Origin of the sequence: Robertmurraya sp. FSL W8-0741 (assembly GCF_038004005.1) — a bacterium.
Lineage (GTDB): Bacteria > Bacillota > Bacilli > Bacillales > Cytobacillaceae > Robertmurraya > Robertmurraya siralis.
Genome location: NZ_JBBOQG010000001.1, coordinates 1,878,169 through 1,901,173, shown reverse-complemented (window position 1 = coordinate 1,901,173; position 23,005 = coordinate 1,878,169). Strand labels below are relative to the sequence as shown.

The following is a 23,005-nucleotide window of genomic DNA, read 5'->3' as shown; positions in this document are numbered from 1 at the left end:
ACCTCATCCATTTTTTTGACTGTCTAAATAACCTTGTAAAATCATGACAGCCGCCATTTTGTCGATCACTTTTTTACGCTTTTTACGACTCATATCTGCCTCAAGAAGCACTCTTTCAGCTGCCATCGTTGTTAACCGTTCATCCCAGTATACGACGGGGATGCTAAAAAGCTTCTCCAACTCGGTTCCGTAGAATTGACTAGCTTCACCCCTTGGACCGATCGTGCCGTTCATATTTTTCGGCATGCCTACAATGATTTTTGTTACATCATAGTCTTTAATAATTTTTCCAATTTGCTCAAAACCAAACACGTTTTCTTCTTCATTTATACGAATGGTTTCCAAGCCCTGGGCAGTCCATCCTAATTCATCACTAAGTGCGACGCCGACTGTTTTAGAGCCGACGTCAAGTCCCATCATTCGCATATATTACGATCCCTCACGTTGACGTTTCAAATAAGATTTCACGAGTTCTTCAATAATCTCGTCTCTTTCAAGCTTGCGAATGATATTTCTTGCATCTCGATGACGCGGTATATAGGCCGGATCTCCTGACAGTAGGTAACCAACAATTTGATTTATGGGATTATATCCCTTTTCTTGAAGAGCTTCATACACTTCAAAAAGGACTTCTTTTACGTCGTGTTCAAAGGGCTCCTCCGGAAAACTAAATCTCATTGTTTTATCAAATGAGCTCATGGTATGCACCTCGCTTTTCTTCTTTCACGAATCATTGGTAAAGTTGGTTTGCACATAAGAGTGATTTTTTTCCGAAAATCATTAGCTTATAAATGGTGCACAATCTGCTTGTCCAGGCTCGTTCGTCCAATATAGCCACCATGCATAAAATAGAGCTTCTCTATTATACTGCATCAACCACATAATGACACATTTCAAGTTAAAAAACGAACAATTTAACACTAGAATCTTTAATTTCAAGACGATGTTCGTTTTCATTCACCCTCGTACATTGTGATATGGACCTCTGTTACCTACATTTTACACTACTTTACGACAAGATCAAAAAGATTTCACAAATTCCTCGACAGATGCAAGTGCCTGATCAAGCTTATTCGGATCCTTACCGCCAGCCTGCGCCATATCCGGTCGGCCACCACCGCCACCGCCACAGCGTGTTGCCACTTCCTTGACAATCTTTCCTGCATGATAGCCTTGATCGATTAAATCTTTCGTAACAGCAGCAATGATATTCACTTTATCATCATTTACGCTCCCTAAAACTAAGATCGCTGAACCAAGCTTTTGCTTTAGGTCATCTGCCATGTTGCGAAGATGATTCATGTCGACACCTTGTACCTTTGCAGATAGAACTTTGACACCATTTACTTCTTTCACCTGCTCAACAAGACTCCCAGCTTCAATATTACCCAATTTCGCAGCAAGAGATTCATTTTCTCTTTGTAATTGTTTCATTTCCTGCAGCAATCCATCAATACGATTAGCTACCTCTTTTGGATTTGCTTTCAATTTAGCAGCGGCAGATTTTAATACGGTGATCTGCTCATTCATTTGTTGATATGCGCCTTCCCCTGTCACTGCTTCAATTCGTCTCGTCCCAGCGCCAATTCCACTTTCGGAAACAATTTTAAACAAGCCGATCACGGAAGAATTCGGAACATGGCATCCACCACATAATTCTAAGCTGTAATCACCAACCTGAACAACGCGGACGATATCACCGTATTTCTCCCCGAATAGAGCCATTGCTCCCATTGCTTTTGCTTCTTCAATACCTTTATAGTCTATATTTACAGCAAGGCCTCGCCAAATTTTCTCATTCACGATCGCTTCAATTTGCTCAAGCTCTTCCGCTTTTACTTGCCCAAAATGGGAGAAATCGAAACGGAGACGATCCGCTTCTACAAGGGAACCAGCTTGATTAACATGCGGCCCTAATACATCCTTTAACGCTTGATGGAGTAAATGGGTAGCTGTATGATTTTTAATAATTTTATTGCGATTTAATTCATTAACCGTTGCGATGACTTCCGTCTTTTCCGTTAATGTTCCTTCTACAACGACTGCCCGATGGAGGTTTTGACCATTCGGCGCTTTTTGAACATCCTTGATTAAAACCTTAAGCCCGTTCCCTTCAAGTGACCCTTCATCAGCAATTTGTCCGCCGCTTTCCGCATAAAATGGGGTTTCATCAAGAATAATCTGTACCTCTTCCCCTGCTTGTGCTGCTTGTACGAGCTGTCCATCTTTGACAATTGCCAAAACGGATGCATTCGTTTGTAGTTTATCGTAGCCAATAAACTTGCTGTCTACTTTAATATCACCTAACACGCCGCCTTGAATCTGCATCGAATCAACATCTTGTCTAGCAGCACGTGCACGTTCCCTTTGTGCTTCCATTTCAAGCTCAAAACCGTCATGGTCCACTTTCATGCCTTCTTCTTCTGCATACTCTTCCGTTAGTTCAACTGGAAAGCCATACGTATCATATAAGCGGAAAACATCTTTTCCTGAAATGGTTTCACTTCTATTCTCTTTTTCCTTTTTAATGATAGAAGCTAATATATTTAAACCTTCATGGAGCGTTTCATGGAAGCGTTCCTCTTCGTTTTTAATCACCTTTTGGATAAATTCTGTTTTGTCCTTAACCTCAGGATAGAAGTCTGCCATGATTTCGCCAACAACCGGTACTAATTCATACATAAATGGACGGTTAATATTAATTTGCTTCGCATAACGAACAGCACGGCGAAGAAGACGACGTAAGACATACCCCCGGCCTTCATTGGATGGAAGTGCTCCGTCTCCAACTGCAAACGCCACTGTACGGATATGATCAGCAATAACTTTAAAGGCAACATCTGTTTCTTCCTGCTGACGATATTTTGCACCCGAGATCTCTTCCGTTGCCCGAATAATCGGGATGAATAAATCAGTATCAAAATTAGTTGGCACATCCTGAACGACGGAGGCCATCCGCTCTAGTCCCATTCCTGTATCAATGTTTTTCTTTGGCAGCGGTGTATAGGTTCCATCTGGATTATGGTTAAACTCAGAGAACACAAGATTCCAAACCTCTAAATAACGATCATTCTCGCCACCAGGATATAATTCAGGGTCCTTTGGATCATTTCCGTATTTTTCACCACGATCGTAAAAAATCTCTGTATTTGGACCACTTGGTCCTTCCCCAATATCCCAAAAGTTCCCCTCTAAACGAATAATTCGTTCTTCAGGCACCCCAATCTTTTTATGCCATAATTCATAGGCCTCGTCATCCTCTGGATGAATTGTAACCGACAAGCGCTCCGGCTCAAAACCAATCCATTTCTCGTCCGTTAGAAATTCCCACGCCCATTCGATTGCTTCCTCTTTGAAATATTCACCAATGGAGAAATTTCCGAGCATTTCAAAGAAAGTATGGTGTCGAGCTGTTTTCCCAACATTTTCAATATCGTTCGTACGAATTGATTTCTGTGCATTCGTAATACGCGGATTATCCGGAATCACACGGCCATCGAAATATTTCTTTAATGTCGCAACCCCCGAGTTAATCCAAAGTAGTGATGGATCATCATGAGGTACAAGAGGTGCACTCGGTTCAACTGTATGACCTTTTTCCTTAAAAAAATCTAAGAACATGCGGCGGATTTCAGCACCAGTAAGGTTTTTCATTTATAATTCCTCCTATTTTATATTTTTACAAATCGCTCTGTTATATGTCGGTGTTGATTTTTGACTCATTTCATGTGAAACCAAAGTTTCACATGAAATGAGCCAAAAATCGTTTGATCAACTGTATTGTTTAACAAAGCTTAGAATAAAAAAAGCCCTCATTCCTAAACAGGGACGGGGACTATGCCCGCGGTACCACCCTGATTACGAATGAAAAGCCTCATTCATCTCTCAACACCTTTTAACGCAAGGTTACGGCAGAGATTAGTCTGCATTCTGGATTAGCTTTCTGTCACCCTTCATCTAGAATTTCTTTCAGCCAAGGAAATTCCTCTCTATATAGATGGACTGTAACATACTTCGTTCCTTCATCATGTTTTCCTATTGATTCCTATATCGCATTATAGCGAGTAAAATTTACATTTGTCAATGCTTTATCCTTTGTCTGCTTCATCTTGATTGTCACTTTTTCGCGAATAGCCATTTTTTCGTTTAAATAGGCAAAATTGACATTTCCTCTTCCGATGGATTTTAAAGCAAATCGTTTCGTACCCTATATCAGTTTATAGAAAAAACATTGTGGAGTACAACAATGTTCTATCCCTTTAGTCTTGCTTGGATAAAATGGTTTCTGGAATGCAAAAGGATAACTTTTAATATTGCGAGAATCGGCACACCGAGAATGAGCCCGATTATACCAGCAATTTCACCGCCGGCAAAAAGAGCAAGCATAATCAGCAATGGGTGCATATGAAGGCTTTTCCCAACAATAAGGGGTGATAATATATTCCCTTCTAAAAACTGTAATATGACAACGATGATCACCGAAGTAATGACCATTTTCATGGACATCGTTGCCGCAATAATCGTGATCGGCACAAGGGCAATAATCGGTCCAAAATAGGGAATAATGTTCGTAATCCCTACGATTACACCAAGCAACAGTGGATATTTCATGTCGACAAACCAAAATAAAAATGCTGCTATCGTTCCAATCGAAGCACCTACTAGAATTTGTCCACGAATATATCCTCCCAATGATTCATCAACATCTCTTAAAAACTGGACGCCCCTTTTCCTCCATTTTCTCGGCGTTAAATACCAGGTCGCTTTTTTGATTAAGTCGACATCCTTTAACATATAAAAAGTAATAAACGGAATGAGCGCAATCATAATCATTGAATTTAAAATTCCCACAAGATAATCTAATACTTTCGTTAGCATTCTGTCCACGGCCTGCTCAGCTGCGATAATGCCTTCATCAACACGCTCTTGGAACCCTTCAGGCCAGGCGGAAGTTTGCTCCTGTATTAAGATGACCCAGTTCCGATACTGGTTTGCAAATTCAGGCGCGCTTTCGACTAGATCTCGGAGTTGAAGGATGAAGGCTGGCAAACCTTTATAAATCGCAAAAGCAATCCCGCCAAAAAAAAGCAAATAGATAATTAAAATCGAAAGCCAGCGCGGAAAGTAATTTTCATGAAGTTTTTCTACAATTGGATGCAGTAAATAAGTAATAAACGCTGAAATGATGAACGGTGTAAAAATCACCGCAACCATATCAATAAAAGGAAGCCAAACAGGCTTTAGTTTAAAAAATATGTAGATAAGAACAAACAGTAATAATAAAAAAGCAAATCGATAAATCCACCTCAATCGGTTGTCCATTTCCCCCTACCTCCTTATCGTTAGTGTGGAAGCCTCAATGGAAAATATACGAAAGAGATAAAAAAATCCCCCCCTTTACATAAGGGAGGAACAAGACAGTATGAATTAAAGAATGTAGCGACGTACATCCTCGTCGAAAAGATCGTCAAGCGAACTTAAGGAGCCATCCTCTTCAACCTGGTGCGTACTGATTATGCCTTGGGACACAGTTAATTCGATAAAGCAGTTCCAGCAATAGTATTGATTGATTCCGATCTTACCAATATCTTTACTTTGACAATTAGGACAACTAAACATTGAAAAAGACCCCTCTTATCTCAAATTATGATTGTATATTTACGATAATGGCGTCTTTCCCAATTTTAGGTGGAGCATCGCTTTTAAAAACCCGCTTCCCTTCCGTTATATCAGCAAAGAAGCCATCCGAACATTCATACCCTAAAATTGTTCCCAGCTCCTCATGAAAATATACATCTTGAAGAATTCCCAGCTTTTCACCTTCAGCTGACAATAACGGTTTTCCAACTAGTTTTTCTCTTCCATCAAGAATATGATAAGATCCTTTTACCGACTGGAAATTCACATCATCTTCCAGCATAATCCCATCAGTTCCAAAAGAGGCTATAGCATGTAAAGGAATGAGCCATGGCTTTTTTATGAGTGCACCCTTTTTCACTAAGATGCCCTCAATTTCGCCATTTTCCGCTAAACAAATATCACACACTTCACCTATTTTTTCTCCAGAACTTTTTACATAGATCGGCAGACCCTTTAATAATGATACTGTTCGCAGGAGCTATCCCACCTTTCCGAACAGTATTAGTTTCTGCAGGTTATGAAGAATCATTAAAAGAAAGGTTTACCAAGCATGATGTACTTCATGGCGGGAGCTGAGCGTAGATGTGGTATTTTCTTCAGTACATGTCGGATTTGACAAATATTCGCAGAAAATAATCGGATTTGTAATCGATAAATCAAAGCGTTGAAACAAAAATAGAGCACCAACCCGGCACTCTAAATTTCTTCCAGCTCCATAAAATCATACGGAGTTACATTCTCCATCCCAATGAGCGGATCGATATCCATTATTGAGTCATCATATAACCCAGGCTCCATCTTTGTCTCTAGGTTAACATCAATGGAAGCTGTCATATCTTCAGAATGATCCGTTTTCCAAATGGCCACTTTCAATTTCTCCTGCAGCGAAGTTAATCTTGTCTGTTCATCAACTCGACCGATCGCCATTCGCAACGCTTCTTCTTCTCCACATAAAATAAGAGAACTTTTGCTTCTTGTAATCGCGGTGTAAATAAGATTCCTTCTCAGCATGCGATAATAGCTTTTCACAATTGGAAGAATGACGATTGGAAATTCACTCCCCTGAGACTTGTGAACAGAACAGCAATAGGCATGGGTAATTTGCGTTAAGTCTTGGCGTGTATATGTCGCCTCAATTCCATCAAACGAAACAATAACCATATCTTCTTTTTCCGTATTTTCCTTGGCTGTAAAAATCGAAACAATTTCGCCAATGTCACCATTGAAAACATGATTTTCAGGTTGATTAACGAGCTGTAGCACTTTGTCGCCAATACGGTATTTAACATCGCCGAATCTTAATTCTTTTCTCGATCCGTCATCATTATCATTAAAAATCTGTTGGACAATTTCGTTCAATTTGTCTATTCCAGCTGGCCCTTTATACATCGGTGCCAAAACCTGAACATCCCGTTGCGTATAGCCTTTTTTCTTAGCGTTCTCGGCCACCTTTTCGACAACTTCACCAATTTGACCTGCATGACAACGAATAAAAGAGCGATCCTTTTGCGGCTTCAAAATATCATCTGGAAGTCGCCCATGCTTAATGCTGTGAGCCAACTCAATGATGGAAGAACCTTCCTCTTGCCGATAAATATCCGTTAACCTTACCGTCGGAATCCTTTTTGATTCAAGTAAATCCTTTAGTACTTGTCCGGGTCCAACGGATGGTAGTTGATCCTCGTCACCGACAAGTATGACTTGAATATGATCTGGAAGTGCCTTAAATAATTGATTGGCGAGCCATATATCGAGCATTGATGTTTCATCGACAATCAATATCTTTCCTTCAAGGGGCTCGTCCTCATCACGGCTAAAACCTTCTACTCCATTCCAGCCTAGTAGCCGATGAATCGTAACCGCAGGTAGTCCTGTCGATTCGCTCATCCTTTTGGCGGCTCGTCCGGTAGGGGCAGCCAATAAAAAAGGAAATGGCTCATCATCCTTATAATCCTTTGGATCCAATGAACATCCGTGCAATTCTCCATACAACTCAACGATTCCTTTAATGACTGTTGTTTTTCCAGTACCAGGTCCTCCCGTTAAAATTAACATCGGTGACATTAATGCGGTTTGTATCGCCTCTTTTTGCGTAGGAGCATATTGAACCTTCAATCTCTCTTCAAGTTCTCCTAATGCCAAAAGAAATTCAGACTCTGGAAATTGTTCATCATAATCTTTTTGCTCTAGAATACGCTTTATGTTCGAAACAAGCCCTTTTTCGGAAAAATAAAGGGATGGAAGATAAATTTTCTTATCTTCAATGATAATTTTCCCTTCTTCTTCAAGTTTAAGCAATTCATTGGAAATATCCGTATACTCAATCGTATCTCGCTTATTTTCCTCTAAAAGCTTTTTCACACTAACGAGAAGATGTTTAGCTGGAAGATAGACGTGCCCTGCTTGCATACACTCATGTTCTAATACATATAAGCAGCCAGCCTTGATTCTGTCCGGATGGCTGCCGGAAATTCCGATTTGATAGCCAAGCTCATCAGCACGGCTAAAACCAACCCCCTCTACATCCTCAACAAGCTTGTACGGATTCGATTGAATAACCTCAACCGTCAATTCTTTGTAGATTTGATAAATTTTCATCGAAATTTGCGGACCAAATCCATATTGGTTTAAAGCAATCATCGCCTGCTCTAAGCCTTGATTTTCCATTAATGTCTCATATAATTCCTTAGCTTTTTCAGAAGGAAGCTTCGGAACAGTATCCAAAATGGAAGGCTGGGAAAGAATACGGGAAATCGCATCTTCACCCAATGTTTCCACAATGTTTTCTGCTGTCTTTTTTCCAATCCCTTTAAACAAATCACCAGATAAGTAAGCGATCACTCCTTGTTTCGTTTGCGGAAGTTCCTTACGGAAATGCTCAGCTTGAAACTGCGGTCCAAACTTTGGATGCTCCTTCATTTGACCATAAAAAATGTATGTTTCCTCCTCATGAACCTTTGGAAAATAACCAGTAATAACCGCTTCTTTATCTTTATAATTTTCATTCGTATCCTCAACACGAATTCTTAACACCGTATAAAGGTTTTGCTCATTATGGAATATGGTCACGAGATGCTTCCCTTTTATATATTTGCTTTCCTCGTTAAACAAATCCAGCTTTTCCTGTTCTGCCAAAGACTCTCCCTCCTTGCTGTTAAGCTTTTAGCAAAGATTTTTTTATTGCTCTTTTTCCAATAGCTTTTTACCGTAGCCTGCTAACATATGGTCTGGCTGTATGTCCAATGCCTTTTCAAACATCTCCATCGCTTTAACGCCATTCTCTTTGTATCCATAGGCAACACCTAAATTATAATAGGCGTCGGCATGCTCTTGATCCAATTGCACACAGCTTGTAAATTGGGCAATTGCTTCATCAATTAATTCTAAGCCTGCCAAGCATAGACCATATTGGAAACGGGCCTCTGCGTCATCACCATTTAATTCAACAGCACGTTGCAGATATGGCAAAGCTAGACGAGGCTGTTCAAGCTGAGCAAGGGTTAAGCCGAGCATAAAATAATTGTCACTGGATTCCAAACCTTGCTGCATTGCTTTTTCAAACATTTTTTTTGCTGCATCGAGATTGTCGTTTTCGAAATAAAGATTGCCAGCACTGTAATAGGCTGCTGCTGCACGATCGTCAAGTTCAATCGCTTTTTCAAAAAAAGATAGTGCTTTGTCATTTTCGCCAACTGCCGCAAGGACATTGCCAAAATTAATATAGGAGACCGCATCCTTTGGATTCTCCTCAATGGCTTCCATAAAAATTTTCGCTGCTTCTTCCCATTTTCCTTCTTGCATATATTGTATACCTTGCTGGTTTTTATCCATTCTTTTCACTCCCATTATCAAAAGTATAGCATATCTAATGTACGGCAAAAACGAAATCAAGCGCAGGAATCGCGAGCTCCTTTTTTGTTGAACCCTCATACTCATGTTCGTCAGCACCCCCTTATGATTCACTTTAGTAATATGGATGCTAGACGTATGAAAGGGTGCCCCAAAAGCAATGCTTTTTTTGGACACCCTTATTCCTTAAATTATGTTAGCCAACGTAAGTAAGTCGTTCTCCATTTTTGTAGATCTCGTCTATCGTTCCTCCACCGAGACATTCATCCCCATTGTAAAAAACAACGGCTTGCCCAGGTGTTACGGCACGAATTGGTTCATGGAAGACTACTTTTACTTTGCCATCCCCCAAAGCTTGTACAGTCACATGATTATCAGGTTGACGGTATCTGAATTTCGCTGTACATTGAAACGAATCTGGCTTAGGTTCATTTGAGATCCAGCTTACACTAGAAGCAATAATGGAATCTGAATATAGTTTTTCATTGTGAAAGCTTTGTCCAACAAATAAGACATTGCGCTTTAAATCTTTCCCAATCACAAACCACGGTTCACCAGAGCCACCAATTCCAAGTCCATGACGCTGACCGATTGTGTAATACATTAATCCATCATGCTTGCCAACCACTTCTCCATCAAGAGTTTCCATATTGCCTGGTTGTGCAGGTAAATAGTTGCTTAAAAACTCTTTGAAATTACGTTCTCCAATAAAACAAATTCCAGTGCTATCTTTTTTCGTAGCTGTAGCTAAACCTGCCTCTATCGCAATTTCCCGCACCTTTGATTTTTCAATATCGCCAATTGGGAACATTACCTTTTCTAATTGCTCCTGTGAAAGTTGATTTAAAAAATAAGTTTGATCCTTATTTTCATCAATACCACGGAGCATTTTAACTTCTCCATCTCTGCGGTCAACACGGGCATAATGACCGGTAGCTAAATAATCTGCACCGAGATTAAGGGCATGCTCTAGAAAAGCCTTAAATTTAATCTCTTTATTGCACATGACATCCGGATTCGGTGTCCGCCCTGCTTTATATTCATCTAAGAAATACGTGAATACTTTGTCCCAATACTGTTTTTCGAAGTTAACAGCATAGTAAGGAATTCCGATTTGATTGCATACACGAATCACATCATTATAATCTTCCGTCGCTGTACATACTCCAAACTCATCTGTATCGTCCCAATTTTTCATAAAAATTCCGATGACATCATATCCTTGCTGTTTCAACAATAATGCCGCTACAGATGAATCGACTCCACCGGACATCCCTACAACAACACGTGTGTCCTTCGGATCCTTCATCAATTTCTTTCACCTCACTTGCCCATTGCCATTATTTATTTGTTAGCCGCTTCACAATTTCTGCTGTCGTCTCCGCAACCTTTTGAATCTGGTCAGCAGTATTATATAGACCAAAGCTGAAGCGGATAGAATTTCGCAACTTTTCGGATTGACTACCGAACATCGCAACCAGGACATGTGATGGATCAATGCTGCCGGCCGTACAAGCTGAACCGCTTGAAACAGCCACTCCTGCTAAATCTAAATGAACAAGCATTGCTTCGACATTAATACCTGGGAAGCTTAAGTTTAAAACATGAGGGAGAGAATTTTCAAGTGATCCGTTTACGGAAAAATCGATCTCCTGTGTTTTTAGTTCATTGATTAATATTTCTTTATAGTGCTGATACTCTTTTACTCTCTCATCTCTTTTAAGTTGGGCTACTTTTACCGCTTCTTGAAAACCGGCAATCGAAGCGACATTTTCTGTGCCAGCACGTCTTTTTCTTTCTTGCTCACCGCCAAAAATAAGTGGAGACACTTTCACATCATTACGAATAAATAAAAACCCAATTCCTTTTGGTCCGTTAATTTTATGGGCCGACACGCTTAATAAATCAACATGTAATTCTCTGACATCGATGTTAACCAATCCGTAAGCCTGTACGGCATCGGTATGAAGCAGGGCCCTGTGGCTAGTTAGCAGCGCGCCAATTTCTTTTATCGGCTGTAAAGTTCCGACCTCATTATTTCCATACATAATCGAAACAAGAATCGTATCTTCGCGCAAAGCTTTTTTTAAATCAGCAATTGAAATTGCCCCTGTAGAATCAACAGGTAAATATGTTACTTCAAAGCCTTTTTTCTCCAACTGCTGACAAGTATGCAAAACAGCATGATGTTCAATTTGCGTCGTAATAATATGGTTTCCTTTTTCTTTATTCGCTTCAGCAACGCCGATCAAAGCATAATTATCTGCTTCCGTTCCACCACTCGTCATGATGATTTCATTCGGATGGGCGTTTATACTTTTGGCCAGCTGATCTCTTGCCTCATCAACAATATGTCTAGCTTCACGGCCATAAGCATGGATGCTTGATGGGTTTCCGAATAGCTGACTCATCACTTTTGTCATCACTTCAATCACCTGCGGATGCATCGGAGCAGTGGCAGCATGATCTACATAAATCCGTTCCAATCTTATTCACCTACTAACTTCGAAATGAAGAAAAAATTATTTGCTCACCAATATTATTTAACAAGACTTAAATATAAAACATATATGCGTCAGACTCTCCATCATCCGTATGGTTCGCTAAATCCTCTAACGTTGTATTTTCTAAAACATCCTTCACTGCATCGCGAATTCGTATCCATAATTCCCTTTTCGCCGGTTCTTCATCTTCAATGCCTTCAACCGGAGTAATCGGCCCTTCTAATACACGAATAATATCCCCTGAAGTAATTTTCGCCGGTTCATCTGCTAATACGTAGCCACCGTACGCACCTCGAATGCTTTTAACTAAGCCCGCATTTCTTAAAGGGGCAATTAATTGCTCTAAATAATGTTCTGACAAATCATTGGCTTGGGCAATCGCCTTTAAGGAGATTGGTCCATCTCCGTGCTTTTTAGCTAATTCGATCATAATCGTCAACCCGTAGCGTCCTTTTGTTGAAATTTTCATAAACTCGCACCTCGTTTTGATTCAGTTTTTGAATGTTCTACAACCATCTTTTTTTCTTTTAAAGAGGACAGCCAGTATTCTGTGAATTTGTGGCATTGAGGCAGACAAATGCCTGCCAACGGCCCAATCAATAAGCCGATGACGATCGTACCCCAAAAGATTGGTCCGCCGAGCCACCAACCGACAAGGAGTACTAAAATTTCCATCACACCTCTTACATTGCGTACTTTCCAGCCCGTTTTTGATGTCAAAGCGATCATGAGGCTATCTCGTGGGCCTGCACCAAATTGCGCTGAAATGTAAAGTCCCATTCCATATCCATTAAGAAGTAAACCAATCGTAAACATGAGAAGTTTGCCCATCAGTCCCTCTGGTGTATGTAAAAAAGGAAGGAGAAAATACATATCAATAAAGAGACCAACAAGAACCATATTTAAGAAAGCTCCAACTTGTGGAAATTCCTTTGATATAATAGCAGCCGCTAGTAAAATAAACATGCCGACAATCACTGACCAGCTACCAATTGTTAAGCCTAATTGATAGTATAACCCTACGTGCAATACATCCCAAGGTGTGGCTCCTAAGTCTGCTTTAATCAATAATACAAGACCTAAAGACATAATTAATAATCCTAAAATATATATAGCAAATCTTGGACCCACTTGCCCTTTTCTTCGATTTCTCATCGCTGTAATCCCCATTCTTCAACACAGATGATTCGTTTACCGAAGGACCCATGCTATCTTTCATATAAATATTACCAAAAACCTGATTAATTTGATAGGCAATAGCCATTATAGCACAACTTAATAAGTCATGCGGATAAGACAAGCTAGATTTTTGACTCATTTAAGCTCTACAACATGAAAAGTGGGAGAAAGCTCACTTTTCATGTTGCCAGAGCCAACCTTTCACTATGGCTGAAAGGGGTGTGAAATCAAGGCTTTGCACGAAATGAGCCAAAAATCGTTTTTTTCCCATCCTCTCTCATCAGTATGCAAATGTATGTTCCACATGTTATGGTTAAAGAAATAAATCACTTTAAGAAAATGGAGAGATTGGAATGAATGTGAAGCCCCTTGCCTTTCGTATGAGACCGAGAACAATTGATGAAATCATCGGCCAAAAACATCTCGTTGGAGAAGGAAAAATCATTCACCGCATGGTTAAAGCAAAACAACTTTCCTCAATGATCCTCTATGGGCCACCGGGAATTGGAAAAACTTCCATCGCCAGTGCGATCGCGGGGAGTACTCAATTTGCTTTTCGCATGCTAAATGCGGTGACCAATAATAAAAAAGACTTAGAAATTGTTGCAGCCGAGGCGAAAATGTCTGGTAAGGTTATTTTGCTTTTAGATGAGGTTCATCGACTTGATAAAGGAAAACAGGATTTCCTTCTCCCCCAACTTGAAAATGGTTCGATTGTTTTAATTGGAGCAACGACAAGCAATCCATATCATGCCATTAATCCGGCGATTCGCAGCCGCTGTCAAATTTTTGAACTGAGACCGTTAGAAAGCGGAGAAATTGTTGAAGCATTAAAGCGGGCAATAGCTGATCAGGAAAGAGGACTTGGTCATTATCTGATCGATATTTCTGAGGAAGCACTGATCCATCTCGCAACAGCTTCGAACGGCGATGTTCGCAGTTCATTAAATGCACTTGAGCTTGCCGTTGTTTCAACAGAGAAGGATGAGAAGGGAACGATCCATATTGACCTTGCTGTCGCAGAGGAATGTATGCAAAAGAAAAGCTTCACCCATGATAAAGACGGCGATGGACACTACGACGTGCTCTCCGCCTTTCAAAAGTCTATTCGCGGCAGTGATGTCAATGCTGCCCTCCATTACTTAGCACGCCTCATTGAAGCTGGTGATTTACAAAGCATCAGCAGGAGGCTGCTTGTTATTGCGTATGAGGATATTGGCCTTGCCAGTCCCCAAGCAGGGGCGAGAACTCTTGCTGCGATTGAAACTGCTGAGCGAATTGGATTCCCTGAAGCAAGAATTCCCTTAGCCAACGCAGTAATAGAGCTCTGCTTATCACCTAAATCAAATTCAGCGATCATTGCCATTGATCAGGCGATATCCGATTTACGCAAGGGAATCAGCGGGGAGGTTCCAGATCATTTAAAGGACGCCCATTACAAGGGAGCAGCAGAACTAGGTCGGGGCCTAGAATATTTGTATCCTCATGATTATGAAAATGGCTGGGTCAAGCAACAATATTTGCCCGACCGTATTAAAAATAAGATCTATTATGAACCGAAACGGACAGGAAAGTTTGAACAAGCTTTAGCAACTGTCTATGAAAACCTATCAAAAAAAGGATGAGTCAAGAGCAAAAACGCGGGGAGTGTCTACGGAACAACCGGAAGCAAATTGTTCCTGTAATGTTTATTCTAACAAGCTTTCCTTGGTGCTCAAGCTGGAACCCTTGGAAACCTGCACTGCTACCGTCTCCAGTTTACTTATCGTAGGTTGCAATAATAAATCCAATGTTCGTGCTTCTTAGACTAGATTCGCTTATTGAGTTAAAAAAAACCGCACAAATGCGGTTTTTTGTTTGAACTATGCTGCGACATCGCGTTTTTTGAAAACTAGATGGGCAAGTAATTGAAATAGGATAAAATAAACGACAAGAACTATAATCGAAAACGGCAATGTCATTCCTTCCACTAATGGAGAGCCTTCAAAATATTGCGTTAAGTCAGTATTAGCAAATAAAATATATTTCGCCCAATCGTATTTCATTGCAACTAGGCTTGTAAGCTGTGCTCCGGTAAACATAAGGAAAAGAGAAATTCCAATCGCCAATGAACTGCTTCTAAAAACGGCTGAAATCATAAATGCCATCGTCGCAAGCATGAGCATATTTACAGAGTTTAAACCGTAGGAACTTAACAGATGCATAAACATACTTTGTTCTGTTACCGTTCCTTGATGATAGTTTAAATACGGACTAGCATTCTCAGGTCCCCCAAATAAAATAAAACCAAGTACAGTTGAGTAACTAAAACATAAAGCAACAACAATTAGAGCAAAAATAAGAACAGTTAAATACTTAGCCACTAAAATTCTTGACCTGCTTACAGGTCGGATAAGCAGAAGCTTTATCGTACCCCAGTTGAATTCACTGGCGACGATTCCCGCCGCAATGATAATCGTAAACATTCCTGCTAACTCGATAATCGATACATTGTCGCTGACAAATTCCCAAACGGAATACGCGCTGTTTGGAGAAAGCCCATGTTCAATACGATATTCATTAATCGCTATTTGCCGCTTATAATAAGTAATTTGTGAATCCGGAACCTGACCTTCTAATTCGGCAACCTGCTTTTCTAAGTTTGTGTTTTCCAATTGCAAGCCTTGTTTCCATTCAGAATTATCTGGAACTGTTCCACCACTTTCCTGATATTTTACAAAGGCTCCTACAACCGTGACAATTAAAATAAGTAACCCAATCATTACATATGTTCCAGATCGCTTGAAAATTTTCAATAATTCATTTTGAACTAATTTATACATGGGCGACACCTTCTTTTTCTTTTGTAATCTCTAAGAATCGCTCCTCTAAAGATTTTGTCACTTCTTCTATTCCGTATAAAGAGATGTCTTCACTGACAAAAATTTTCACAATTGCCGGAATTTCCTCTCTTGTCATCGCCACGGCCACTCCCTCAGACGTTATCTCAACAGAAAGCTGAGGATGTGAATGTTTAAGAAGCTCTTTTGCTTTCTCCTTTTCAATGAGTTCGAATTGATACACTTTTTCTGCCCCATTGATGAAATCATGAACAAGTTGAACATCAACTAGCATACCTTGCTGAATGATTCCAATTCGATCACACATCATTTCCATTTCCGATAATAAATGACTGGACACAATGACAGCCATATTCCTTTCCCGTGCAAGCATCCTAATATGATCTCTTATTTCTCTAATACCGGCAGGGTCGAGTCCGTTTGTCGGTTCGTCCAGGATTAACACGTCTGGGTCATGGAGCAAACATTGTGCTAAACCAAGACGCTGCCTCATACCGAGAGAATAAGTTTTAACCTTGTCTTTAATTCTATCCGTTAAGCCAACCAATTCTACAACCTCATCAATTTTTTCCTTAGATACATTTGCAGACATTCTGGCAAAATGGAGAAGATTATCATAGCCACTCATGAATTTATACATTTCCGGGTTTTCTACAATTGCTCCTACATGACTTACTGCTTTTTCAAAATCGGTCCGAATACTGTGACCTGCAATTTTGATATCACCTTCAGTAATTCCAATCAACCCAACGATCATCCGAATCGTTGTCGTCTTACCCGCACCATTTGGACCAAGAAAGCCAAAAACCTCTCCGCGATTGACATTAAAGCTGATTTGGTCGATGATTTTCCTACCTTTAATTTGTTTTGTCACATTTTGAATTTCAATTACCGCTTCCATTGTTAGCTCCTTTTAAGCAAAAATTTTTTTCATCCACTCTAACACAGATTGCCCTTTTGATTCTCGCAGCTCTTCCACATTTTCTACAGCAACGATTTGACCGTTTTGAATGGCAATCACTTCATCAAGAAGCATCTCAATTTCATCGATTTCATGTGTCGCAATAACGACCGTTTGCTCGTTAAAATCGATATAGGACAATAACCCTTTAACAATCGATTCTCTGACCATTGGATCAAGACCTGAAAATGGTTCATCCAATAAAAGAACAGGGGCGGTGCGAGCTAAAGTGAGAACAAGCTTCAATCTCCCACGATTTCCCTTTGAAAGCTGCTTTAGCTTTTTCTTTGGGTCCAGCTTCATAAAAGCCAATAGCTCATTGGCTCGATCCATATTAAAATCAGGGAATTGGGTAGCTGAGAATGCGATCATATCTTTTACAGTAAAAGTTGGATAGAAAAAATCAAGCTCTGATAAATAAGCGACTTCTTTCGCAATTTTTCGTTCTACCTTTTTTCCATTCACCGTAATGGAGCCACTTGCAGGAAAAACAAGACCTGCTATCATTTTTAATGTAGTTGATTTGCCGCTACCGTTCGGACCTATAAACCCATAAATTTTTCCTTTTTCCAGTGAAAAAGAGATACCTTCTACAGCCGCTTCACCACCGTACTTTTTTGACACTTCCTCAACCTTAATCATTTGCCACCCTCCCTATCAATATAATTTTGCAAGCCCTTCAGCATTTCTTCCTGTGTAAACCCTAATTCTTTCATGTTGTGAACAAAAGCAGCGATCATATCGGTTTGCAACTTTTCTTTTAAATCGACAATAACTTCATTAACTTCCGTGACGAATGTTCCTTGTCCTCTTCTCGATTCCACGATTTCCATCCTCTCCATTTCACTATACGTTCTCTGAATGGTATTTGGATTCACCCCAGTTTTAATTGCCATTTCTCTGACTGATGGAAGCTTTTCACCCGGCTTGATATCTCCCCGAACAATTTGATGACTAATTTTATCAACAATTTGCATATAAATAGGTTTTGATGCTTGAAAATCTTCCATTCTGCTACACCTCCACTTTCCTTTCTAATAACAAAACAGATATTAGAAATACTGCGATCGCCGTAACAACATGTAGAGCAATGGAAACTAAATTAATCTGACCAACCGTCCCTGTCATATCAACGAATTGTGAACTAAAAATATTAAGTTGCACTGTACCTTTTTCTTGAATGACCTCGAACACTTTCGTTTCTGCCAGATAATTGCTAACCGTACTAATTACAATCCATACGACTAGTAAAACAAGCCAGCGAATTCTACTTAGAAATGGGATCCCCTTCAAAGAATGATAGAGTGTCCAGTAAAATAGCAACCAAACGCTAATATAAATTCCAGTTAATGTAACGCCACCAATAACAAGCAAGAGATGATTATTTAACACCTCAGTCATACCGTACAGGTCTTCGGAAATCTCCGTCGTTGAAATAGCAAATTGCAACAATAGAAAGGTCGCTAGCAGTGAAGCAGAGTAATAAGTCAAGGCCGCTCCCAATTTAGATAAGAAAAGCTTTATTCCACCGTTTGGGTTGTGAAGCCATAATTGACTTTGCCCCTCTAATTGCAATGAAGTAAATAATATTACGGGAAGATATAAGACATGCAGAACCAATATGGCAAAAAAGAATATGAGCGGTACAAGTGGTTCCCCAAAATATCCCCTTAACCCATAAGCAAACACCACTATTAAAAACAAAAGACCCATTCCAATTAGAAAATTGCCTTTCGATATTTTTAAATCCTTTAAATATAAACCTTTAAATGCTAACATGATAACTCTCTCCTCGCGACTTAGTGTTCTAGTTAAATAATACACTGGTACTTTTTATAATGCAACATAAATTTATTTTTATTTTCCGATGTTAGGAAATTACGACACTTTACATAGATTCAATTTCTTTCGGTGACGATAAGAATAACAACATCAGGGTAGTGTCAAAAGTTCTATGAAAACTACCTAGATGTTTAGGTTCTCTTCCAGTTATTAAGTGGGAGGTCACGCAATCGCTCAAAAACTCAAGGGCTCTGCTAAACAAAAAGTGAGGCAGACCTCTGTTGGGGAATCCATTGTTGAGCGAACCCAATGAGTTTTGTCCATCGAGCTGGCATCGTTGGCAAGCTTGATAACTCCGGATGAATAACAGGTACTTTCCTTTTAGGGGTTCATGAGGACGTAGAAAACTGAAAAAAGCAAAGTGTGTCCTCATAGAGGGTTCATGGGGACAAAGAAAGCTGAAAAAAAGCAAAGTGTGTCCTCATAGAGGGTTCATGGGGACAGAGAACGCCAAAAAAAAGCAAAATGTGTCCTCATAAAGAGTCCATGAGGACAAAGAAAGCTGAAAAAAAGCAAAGCGTGTCCTCATAGAGGGTTCATGGGGACAAAGAACGCCAATTTAGGATTTTAGTGTCGTGTGGTAACCTCACTCTTGCCTAAAATTCAGGGGGTGGCCATTTTTTTGCTTATAAAGCCCTCTATCTAGGTATTCTATAACCTATTTCTTATAAAAGTTTTGACAATACGGACATCAGTTAAGGAGTGAAAATATGAAAAACAGAAGGGAAAAATGGACAGACGAAGACCATCATCTATTAAAAAAAATTGTACTTGAACATGTGCAATTAGGAGCTACCAAAACGGCGGCTTTTAAAAAAGCTGCAGCCCTCTTAGGAAGAACACCTGCGGCCTGCAGTCACCGCTGGAATCATGTTTTATGTAAGGAGGAAAAAACTTCCTCCACTCCAACAGCGCAACTCCAACTTCCCGCACCTGAAAAAAGTGCCCCTCCAGCGTCAGACCCTTTAACATTGGATACCGTTGTTCAATTTTTACAATCTTTAGCACAGGAAGAATCACATGCAGCGCTCGCTGAAGAACATAAAAAACTAAAAGCAGAGCATGTTGCTCTAAAAAACAAGGCGGCGGCTTTAAAAAAATTATATAACGAGAAAAAAGTGCAAAATCAGAAGCTGACGCGGCAATACGAAACAATTGCTAGAATTTTAAGCGAAACTGAATCTCTTTTAGGAGAGCATATTGCTCATTAACGAGGGGATGACGTTTTTTTATGGTCCAAACGAGGCTGTGAGGGCAAATTTCACTAGTATCTGTCTTCCGCTTCTTCAGTGGACAGTACGAATCACCCTATTCTTTCATACAAACTTTCTCCGAGGGACTGCCTTCATTAAACAATTACTTTAATACAACAAAGAAAAGCAAGTGGGGGAAAATGAGGACATTGTCTCCACTTGCTTTAGCTAAAAAGGTTTGCAGCCCCATGCCATGCTGCTGATAATATACGGCTGAACTGTGCATTTTTGTCTACTCTACGCTAACCTAATTTTCATCCTTTACCCGCTGAATTTTAATATCCTTTAATAATTCTCTGACGACATAGCTCGCCATAATTAATCCCGATACAGACGGTACAAAGGCATTGGAGGCTGGTGGCATTTTCGCCTTTCTAATTGGAGCATCCTCTTTACCGACAACCTTCCTCACATCCTCACGAATAACGACAGGGCTCTCATCTGAGAACACAACTGGAATTCCTTTTCTAATCCCTTCTTTTCGTAATTTTGTACGAATAACTTTAGCAATTGGGTCCGTATGTGTTTTCGAAATATCCGCAATTTGAAAACGAGTCGGATCCATCTTATTTGCCGCACCCATACTTGAAATAATCGGAATATTTCTCTTTAAGCATTCTTTCATTAAGTGAATTTTATAAACAATCGTGTCCGAAGCATCAACAACAAAATCAAGCCCATACTCAAAAATTTGCTCATACGTTTCTTCCGTATAGAACATTTTTAAAGCAATAACCTCGCACTCAGGATTAATGTCTTTAATTCTCTCTTTCATTAAATCCGCTTTCGGTTTCCCGACTGTGGAAAGAAGGGCGATAATTTGTCGATTGACATTCGTAATATCAACATCATCTTTATCAATTAAAATAAGACGTCCGACTCCTGACCGAGCCAGTGCTTCAGCGGCAAAGGAACCTACTCCGCCGATTCCCAATACTGCCACTGTACTATTTTTCATAATTTTTAATCCTTCTGTTCCAATGGCAAGTTCATTTCTTGAAAACTGATGTAACATCTATTAACCACTCCATATTCAGTTTAAAAACATTTTGGTTCTATTTTTACCCGTAAAGAATATACCATACTTTATCCTATTTAGCATCTAGAGGTGAAAATTGCGGTTCAATCCATAGCATGAATGCGCAAAGAACAATATTGCGAAAATAAGCAAAAATACCATTGAAATATGGTACCATTAGAGAGCCATGAAAGTCAGGGAGGAAGGAATTCATGAAAGCAATATTGAAAAACTATCGCTTCCCTATCATACTACTGAGTTCAGTCATTATCGGAAGCATATTAGGAATCAACATGGGTGCACAGGCAGAAGTTATCAAACCTTTAGGTGATATCTTTCTAAATTTGATGTTCACACTTGTAGTACCTTTAGTCTTTTTTGCAACTACATCGGCTATTGCTAATATGGGAAGTGGGCAAAGATTCAAAAAGGTCATGTCATCTACATTTATTGTTTTTTTAGGGACAGGACTAATTGCAGCCTTGGTGATGGTAGGTGCAGTAAAAATGTTCCCAGGTGCAACAGATATGAATGTTGAATTAACTAAACCAGAATCTATCGAAACTATATCAGCTGGAGAACAACTTGTAGGAATCTTTACTACCGACAACTTCATCGAATTATTTAGTAGAGAACACATGCTAGCTCTTATATTTTTCTCATTACTGCTCGGTTTTGCCATAACAAAGGTTGGAGAAAAAGCGAAACCCCTTGCGATTTTTATGAATGCCGGAACAATTGTCTTAACGAAAATGGTGAACCTAGTCATGTACTACGCTCCCATTGGATTAGGAGCATATTTCGCTTATTTGGTGGGAACATTTGGGACAAATTTACTCGAAACATACATGAAAACAGCTATTTTGTATTTTATCGTAGCAGCAGTATTTTTTGTGGTTGCTTATACAAGTTATGCATTTCTATCAGGAGGTAAAAAAGGAATTAAATTGTTTTGGAGTCACATGCTCTCACCAACCGTTACTTCATTAGCAACTTGTAGCAGTATGGCATCTCTTCCTGTAAATCTTGAAGCAACAGAGAAGATGAGGATTCCAAAAGATATCCGGGAAACCGTTATTCCACTAGGAGCTTCCATGCATAAAGATGGTTCTGTCTTAGGTGTCATTTTAAAAATCGCCGTCCTATTCAGCGTCTTCGATATGGATTTCTCTGGTTTCGGAACAATTGGACTTGCAATGTTAATAGCGGTTCTTGGAGGAACGGTAATGGGAGCTATTCCAAGTGGTGGGATGATTGCTGAAATGTTAATCATCAGTTTATATGGTTTTCCAATGGAGGCACTACCGATTATTGCAGCCATTAGCACCATCATCGATGCACCGGCAACTGCCTTAAACGTGACAGGAGATAATGCTTCTGCGATGTTGGTTTCAAGAAGGGTAGAAGGTAAGGATTGGATAGAAAAGGTGGAAGAAGTTTGATTCCTTTTAAATATAAATAGTATCGCACTGGGCTGTCCTAAAGCTTAGCTTTTCGGACAGCCTCTTTCTTAGTTTGACAAGAAACGTATTTAGTTTTAAAAGGCTTTGTTAAACAATATTACTGATATAACGATTTTTGGCTCATTTCGTATTGGATTAAGGTTTAAACGAAATAAGCGAGAAATCAACACTAATAAACCTAAAAAAAAATCATGCTTTGCGCATGAAGGTTTTTTCATATGTAAAGAGTCCCAATTGTGCCGTCGCTCGTTTATCCTTCGTTTTGAACCCGCACTCAGCAGGTGGGTGTTCTGTTCCGAGTGGTTGTAAGTCCTACTAAATAGGCATTTACTTCACGAGGAAACGCAAACTCCCGAAGGTAGTATGTTAGGTCAAAACATAGGGTTTACCACAAACACATCAGGACTCTTTATTTGTTTTAATCATAGCATATTCAGGCAGCCCTTTCAAGAAGGC

General features: G+C 39.8%; 21 protein-coding genes, 1 other RNA gene, 1 pseudogene and 1 other annotated feature. Of the genes and pseudogenes, 3 read left to right on the top strand and 20 right to left on the bottom strand.

All coding sequences use genetic code 11. The features are described 5' to 3' along the window. Positions 1 to 3 precede the first annotated feature (3 nt). The 12 genes from ruvX to NST02_RS09090 form a co-directional block, all read right to left on the bottom strand. Positions 4 to 426, bottom strand: a complete 423-nt coding sequence (ruvX, locus tag NST02_RS09145) for a Holliday junction resolvase RuvX (RefSeq protein WP_340948778.1) — start codon at positions 424 to 426, stop codon at positions 4 to 6. A gap of 3 nt (positions 427 to 429) precedes the next feature. Further along, positions 430 to 699 (bottom strand): IreB family regulatory phosphoprotein, encoded by a 270-nt coding sequence (locus NST02_RS09140; RefSeq protein ID WP_095306982.1) that lies wholly within the window; start codon positions 697 to 699, stop codon positions 430 to 432. 321 nt (positions 700 to 1,020) lie between these two features. Beyond that, positions 1,021 to 3,654 carry an alanine--tRNA ligase gene (alaS, locus tag NST02_RS09135; RefSeq protein WP_095306990.1) on the bottom strand — a complete coding sequence of 878 codons (2,634 nt, stop codon included), beginning with the start codon at positions 3,652 to 3,654 and terminating at the stop codon, positions 1,021 to 1,023. Between the two features lie 167 nt (positions 3,655 to 3,821). After that, positions 3,822 to 4,035 (bottom strand) — a binding site (T-box leader). A 216-nt stretch (positions 4,036 to 4,251) separates the two neighbouring features. After that, on the bottom strand, positions 4,252 to 5,322 hold the full coding sequence (locus tag NST02_RS09130) for an AI-2E family transporter (RefSeq protein ID WP_095306997.1): 1,071 nt from the start codon (positions 5,320 to 5,322) through the stop codon (positions 4,252 to 4,254). A 105-nt stretch (positions 5,323 to 5,427) separates the two neighbouring features. Then, positions 5,428 to 5,619 (bottom strand): hypothetical protein, encoded by a 192-nt coding sequence (locus NST02_RS09125; protein ID WP_095307005.1) that lies wholly within the window; start codon positions 5,617 to 5,619, stop codon positions 5,428 to 5,430. A 25-nt stretch (positions 5,620 to 5,644) separates the two neighbouring features. Next, positions 5,645 to 6,115 (bottom strand): PRC-barrel domain-containing protein, encoded by a 471-nt coding sequence (locus NST02_RS09120; RefSeq protein WP_095307012.1) that lies wholly within the window; start codon positions 6,113 to 6,115, stop codon positions 5,645 to 5,647. Between the two features lie 221 nt (positions 6,116 to 6,336). Continuing rightward, entirely contained in the window at positions 6,337 to 8,775 is a 2,439-nt protein-coding gene (gene recD2, locus NST02_RS09115) for an SF1B family DNA helicase RecD2 (protein ID WP_340948775.1), read from the bottom strand. A gap of 42 nt (positions 8,776 to 8,817) precedes the next feature. After that, positions 8,818 to 9,471, bottom strand: a complete 654-nt coding sequence (locus NST02_RS09110; protein ID WP_095307027.1) for a tetratricopeptide repeat protein — start codon at positions 9,469 to 9,471, stop codon at positions 8,818 to 8,820. A 214-nt stretch (positions 9,472 to 9,685) separates the two neighbouring features. Continuing rightward, on the bottom strand, positions 9,686 to 10,801 hold the full coding sequence (gene mnmA, locus NST02_RS09105) for a tRNA 2-thiouridine(34) synthase MnmA (protein ID WP_137744250.1): 1,116 nt from the start codon (positions 10,799 to 10,801) through the stop codon (positions 9,686 to 9,688). Positions 10,802 to 10,829: 28 nt separating this feature from the next. Then, positions 10,830 to 11,975, bottom strand: coding sequence for a cysteine desulfurase family protein (locus NST02_RS09100; RefSeq protein WP_095307043.1), 1,146 nt, complete (start codon positions 11,973 to 11,975; stop codon positions 10,830 to 10,832). Between the two features lie 67 nt (positions 11,976 to 12,042). Continuing rightward, positions 12,043 to 12,462, bottom strand: coding sequence for a cysteine metabolism transcriptional regulator CymR (cymR, locus tag NST02_RS09095; RefSeq protein WP_137744252.1), 420 nt, complete (start codon positions 12,460 to 12,462; stop codon positions 12,043 to 12,045). Continuing rightward, positions 12,459 to 13,148, bottom strand: coding sequence for a YczE/YyaS/YitT family protein (locus NST02_RS09090; protein WP_095307059.1), 690 nt, complete (start codon positions 13,146 to 13,148; stop codon positions 12,459 to 12,461). Before NST02_RS09090 ends, cymR begins: the two co-directional genes overlap by 4 nt. A 377-nt stretch (positions 13,149 to 13,525) precedes the next feature. Here NST02_RS09090 and NST02_RS09085 point away from each other — a divergent pair, with 377 nt between their 5' ends. Beyond that, entirely contained in the window at positions 13,526 to 14,797 is a 1,272-nt protein-coding gene (locus NST02_RS09085; protein ID WP_340948770.1) for a replication-associated recombination protein A, read from the top strand. 237 nt (positions 14,798 to 15,034) lie between these two features. Here NST02_RS09085 and NST02_RS09080 read toward each other — a convergent pair whose 3' ends face one another. From NST02_RS09080 to NST02_RS23770, 6 genes and pseudogenes are all read right to left on the bottom strand, one after another. Beyond that, positions 15,035 to 15,994 (bottom strand): ABC transporter permease, encoded by a 960-nt coding sequence (locus NST02_RS09080; protein ID WP_095307063.1) that lies wholly within the window; start codon positions 15,992 to 15,994, stop codon positions 15,035 to 15,037. Next, complete coding sequence (locus tag NST02_RS09075; protein WP_212933142.1) at positions 15,987 to 16,913, bottom strand: ABC transporter ATP-binding protein; 927 nt, start codon at positions 16,911 to 16,913, stop codon at positions 15,987 to 15,989. The genes NST02_RS09080 and NST02_RS09075 overlap by 8 nt, the downstream gene beginning before the upstream one ends. 12 nt (positions 16,914 to 16,925) lie before the next feature. Further along, on the bottom strand, positions 16,926 to 17,615 hold the full coding sequence (locus tag NST02_RS09070; RefSeq protein ID WP_212933141.1) for an ABC transporter ATP-binding protein: 690 nt from the start codon (positions 17,613 to 17,615) through the stop codon (positions 16,926 to 16,928). Continuing rightward, positions 17,612 to 17,983, bottom strand: coding sequence for a GntR family transcriptional regulator (locus NST02_RS09065; RefSeq protein ID WP_095307069.1), 372 nt, complete (start codon positions 17,981 to 17,983; stop codon positions 17,612 to 17,614). Before NST02_RS09065 ends, NST02_RS09070 begins: the two co-directional genes overlap by 4 nt. 4 nt (positions 17,984 to 17,987) lie before the next feature. Then, positions 17,988 to 18,752 (bottom strand): hypothetical protein, encoded by a 765-nt coding sequence (locus NST02_RS09060; RefSeq protein ID WP_095307071.1) that lies wholly within the window; start codon positions 18,750 to 18,752, stop codon positions 17,988 to 17,990. 257 nt (positions 18,753 to 19,009) lie between these two features. Then, a pseudogene (locus NST02_RS23770) lies at positions 19,010 to 19,173 on the bottom strand (DDE-type integrase/transposase/recombinase); the annotation flags it as partial. A 352-nt stretch (positions 19,174 to 19,525) separates the two neighbouring features. Between NST02_RS23770 and NST02_RS09055 the strand changes: the two are divergent. Further along, a complete protein-coding gene (locus NST02_RS09055) occupies positions 19,526 to 20,026 on the top strand; it encodes a hypothetical protein (RefSeq protein ID WP_340948766.1) in 501 nt (166 codons plus the stop codon). A gap of 289 nt (positions 20,027 to 20,315) precedes the next feature. Here NST02_RS09055 and NST02_RS09050 read toward each other — a convergent pair whose 3' ends face one another. Further along, a complete protein-coding gene (locus tag NST02_RS09050) occupies positions 20,316 to 21,083 on the bottom strand; it encodes a tRNA threonylcarbamoyladenosine dehydratase (RefSeq protein ID WP_095307152.1) in 768 nt (255 codons plus the stop codon). Between the two features lie 227 nt (positions 21,084 to 21,310). Between NST02_RS09050 and NST02_RS09045 the strand changes: the two genes are divergently transcribed. Next, a complete protein-coding gene (locus tag NST02_RS09045) occupies positions 21,311 to 22,528 on the top strand; it encodes a dicarboxylate/amino acid:cation symporter (RefSeq protein ID WP_137744283.1) in 1,218 nt (405 codons plus the stop codon). 244 nt (positions 22,529 to 22,772) lie between these two features. On the opposite strand, the gene ssrS is transcribed toward NST02_RS09045, so the two are convergent. Beyond that, positions 22,773 to 22,958: non-coding RNA, 6S RNA (gene ssrS / locus NST02_RS09040), on the bottom strand. Positions 22,959 to 23,005: the final 47 nt, after the last annotated feature.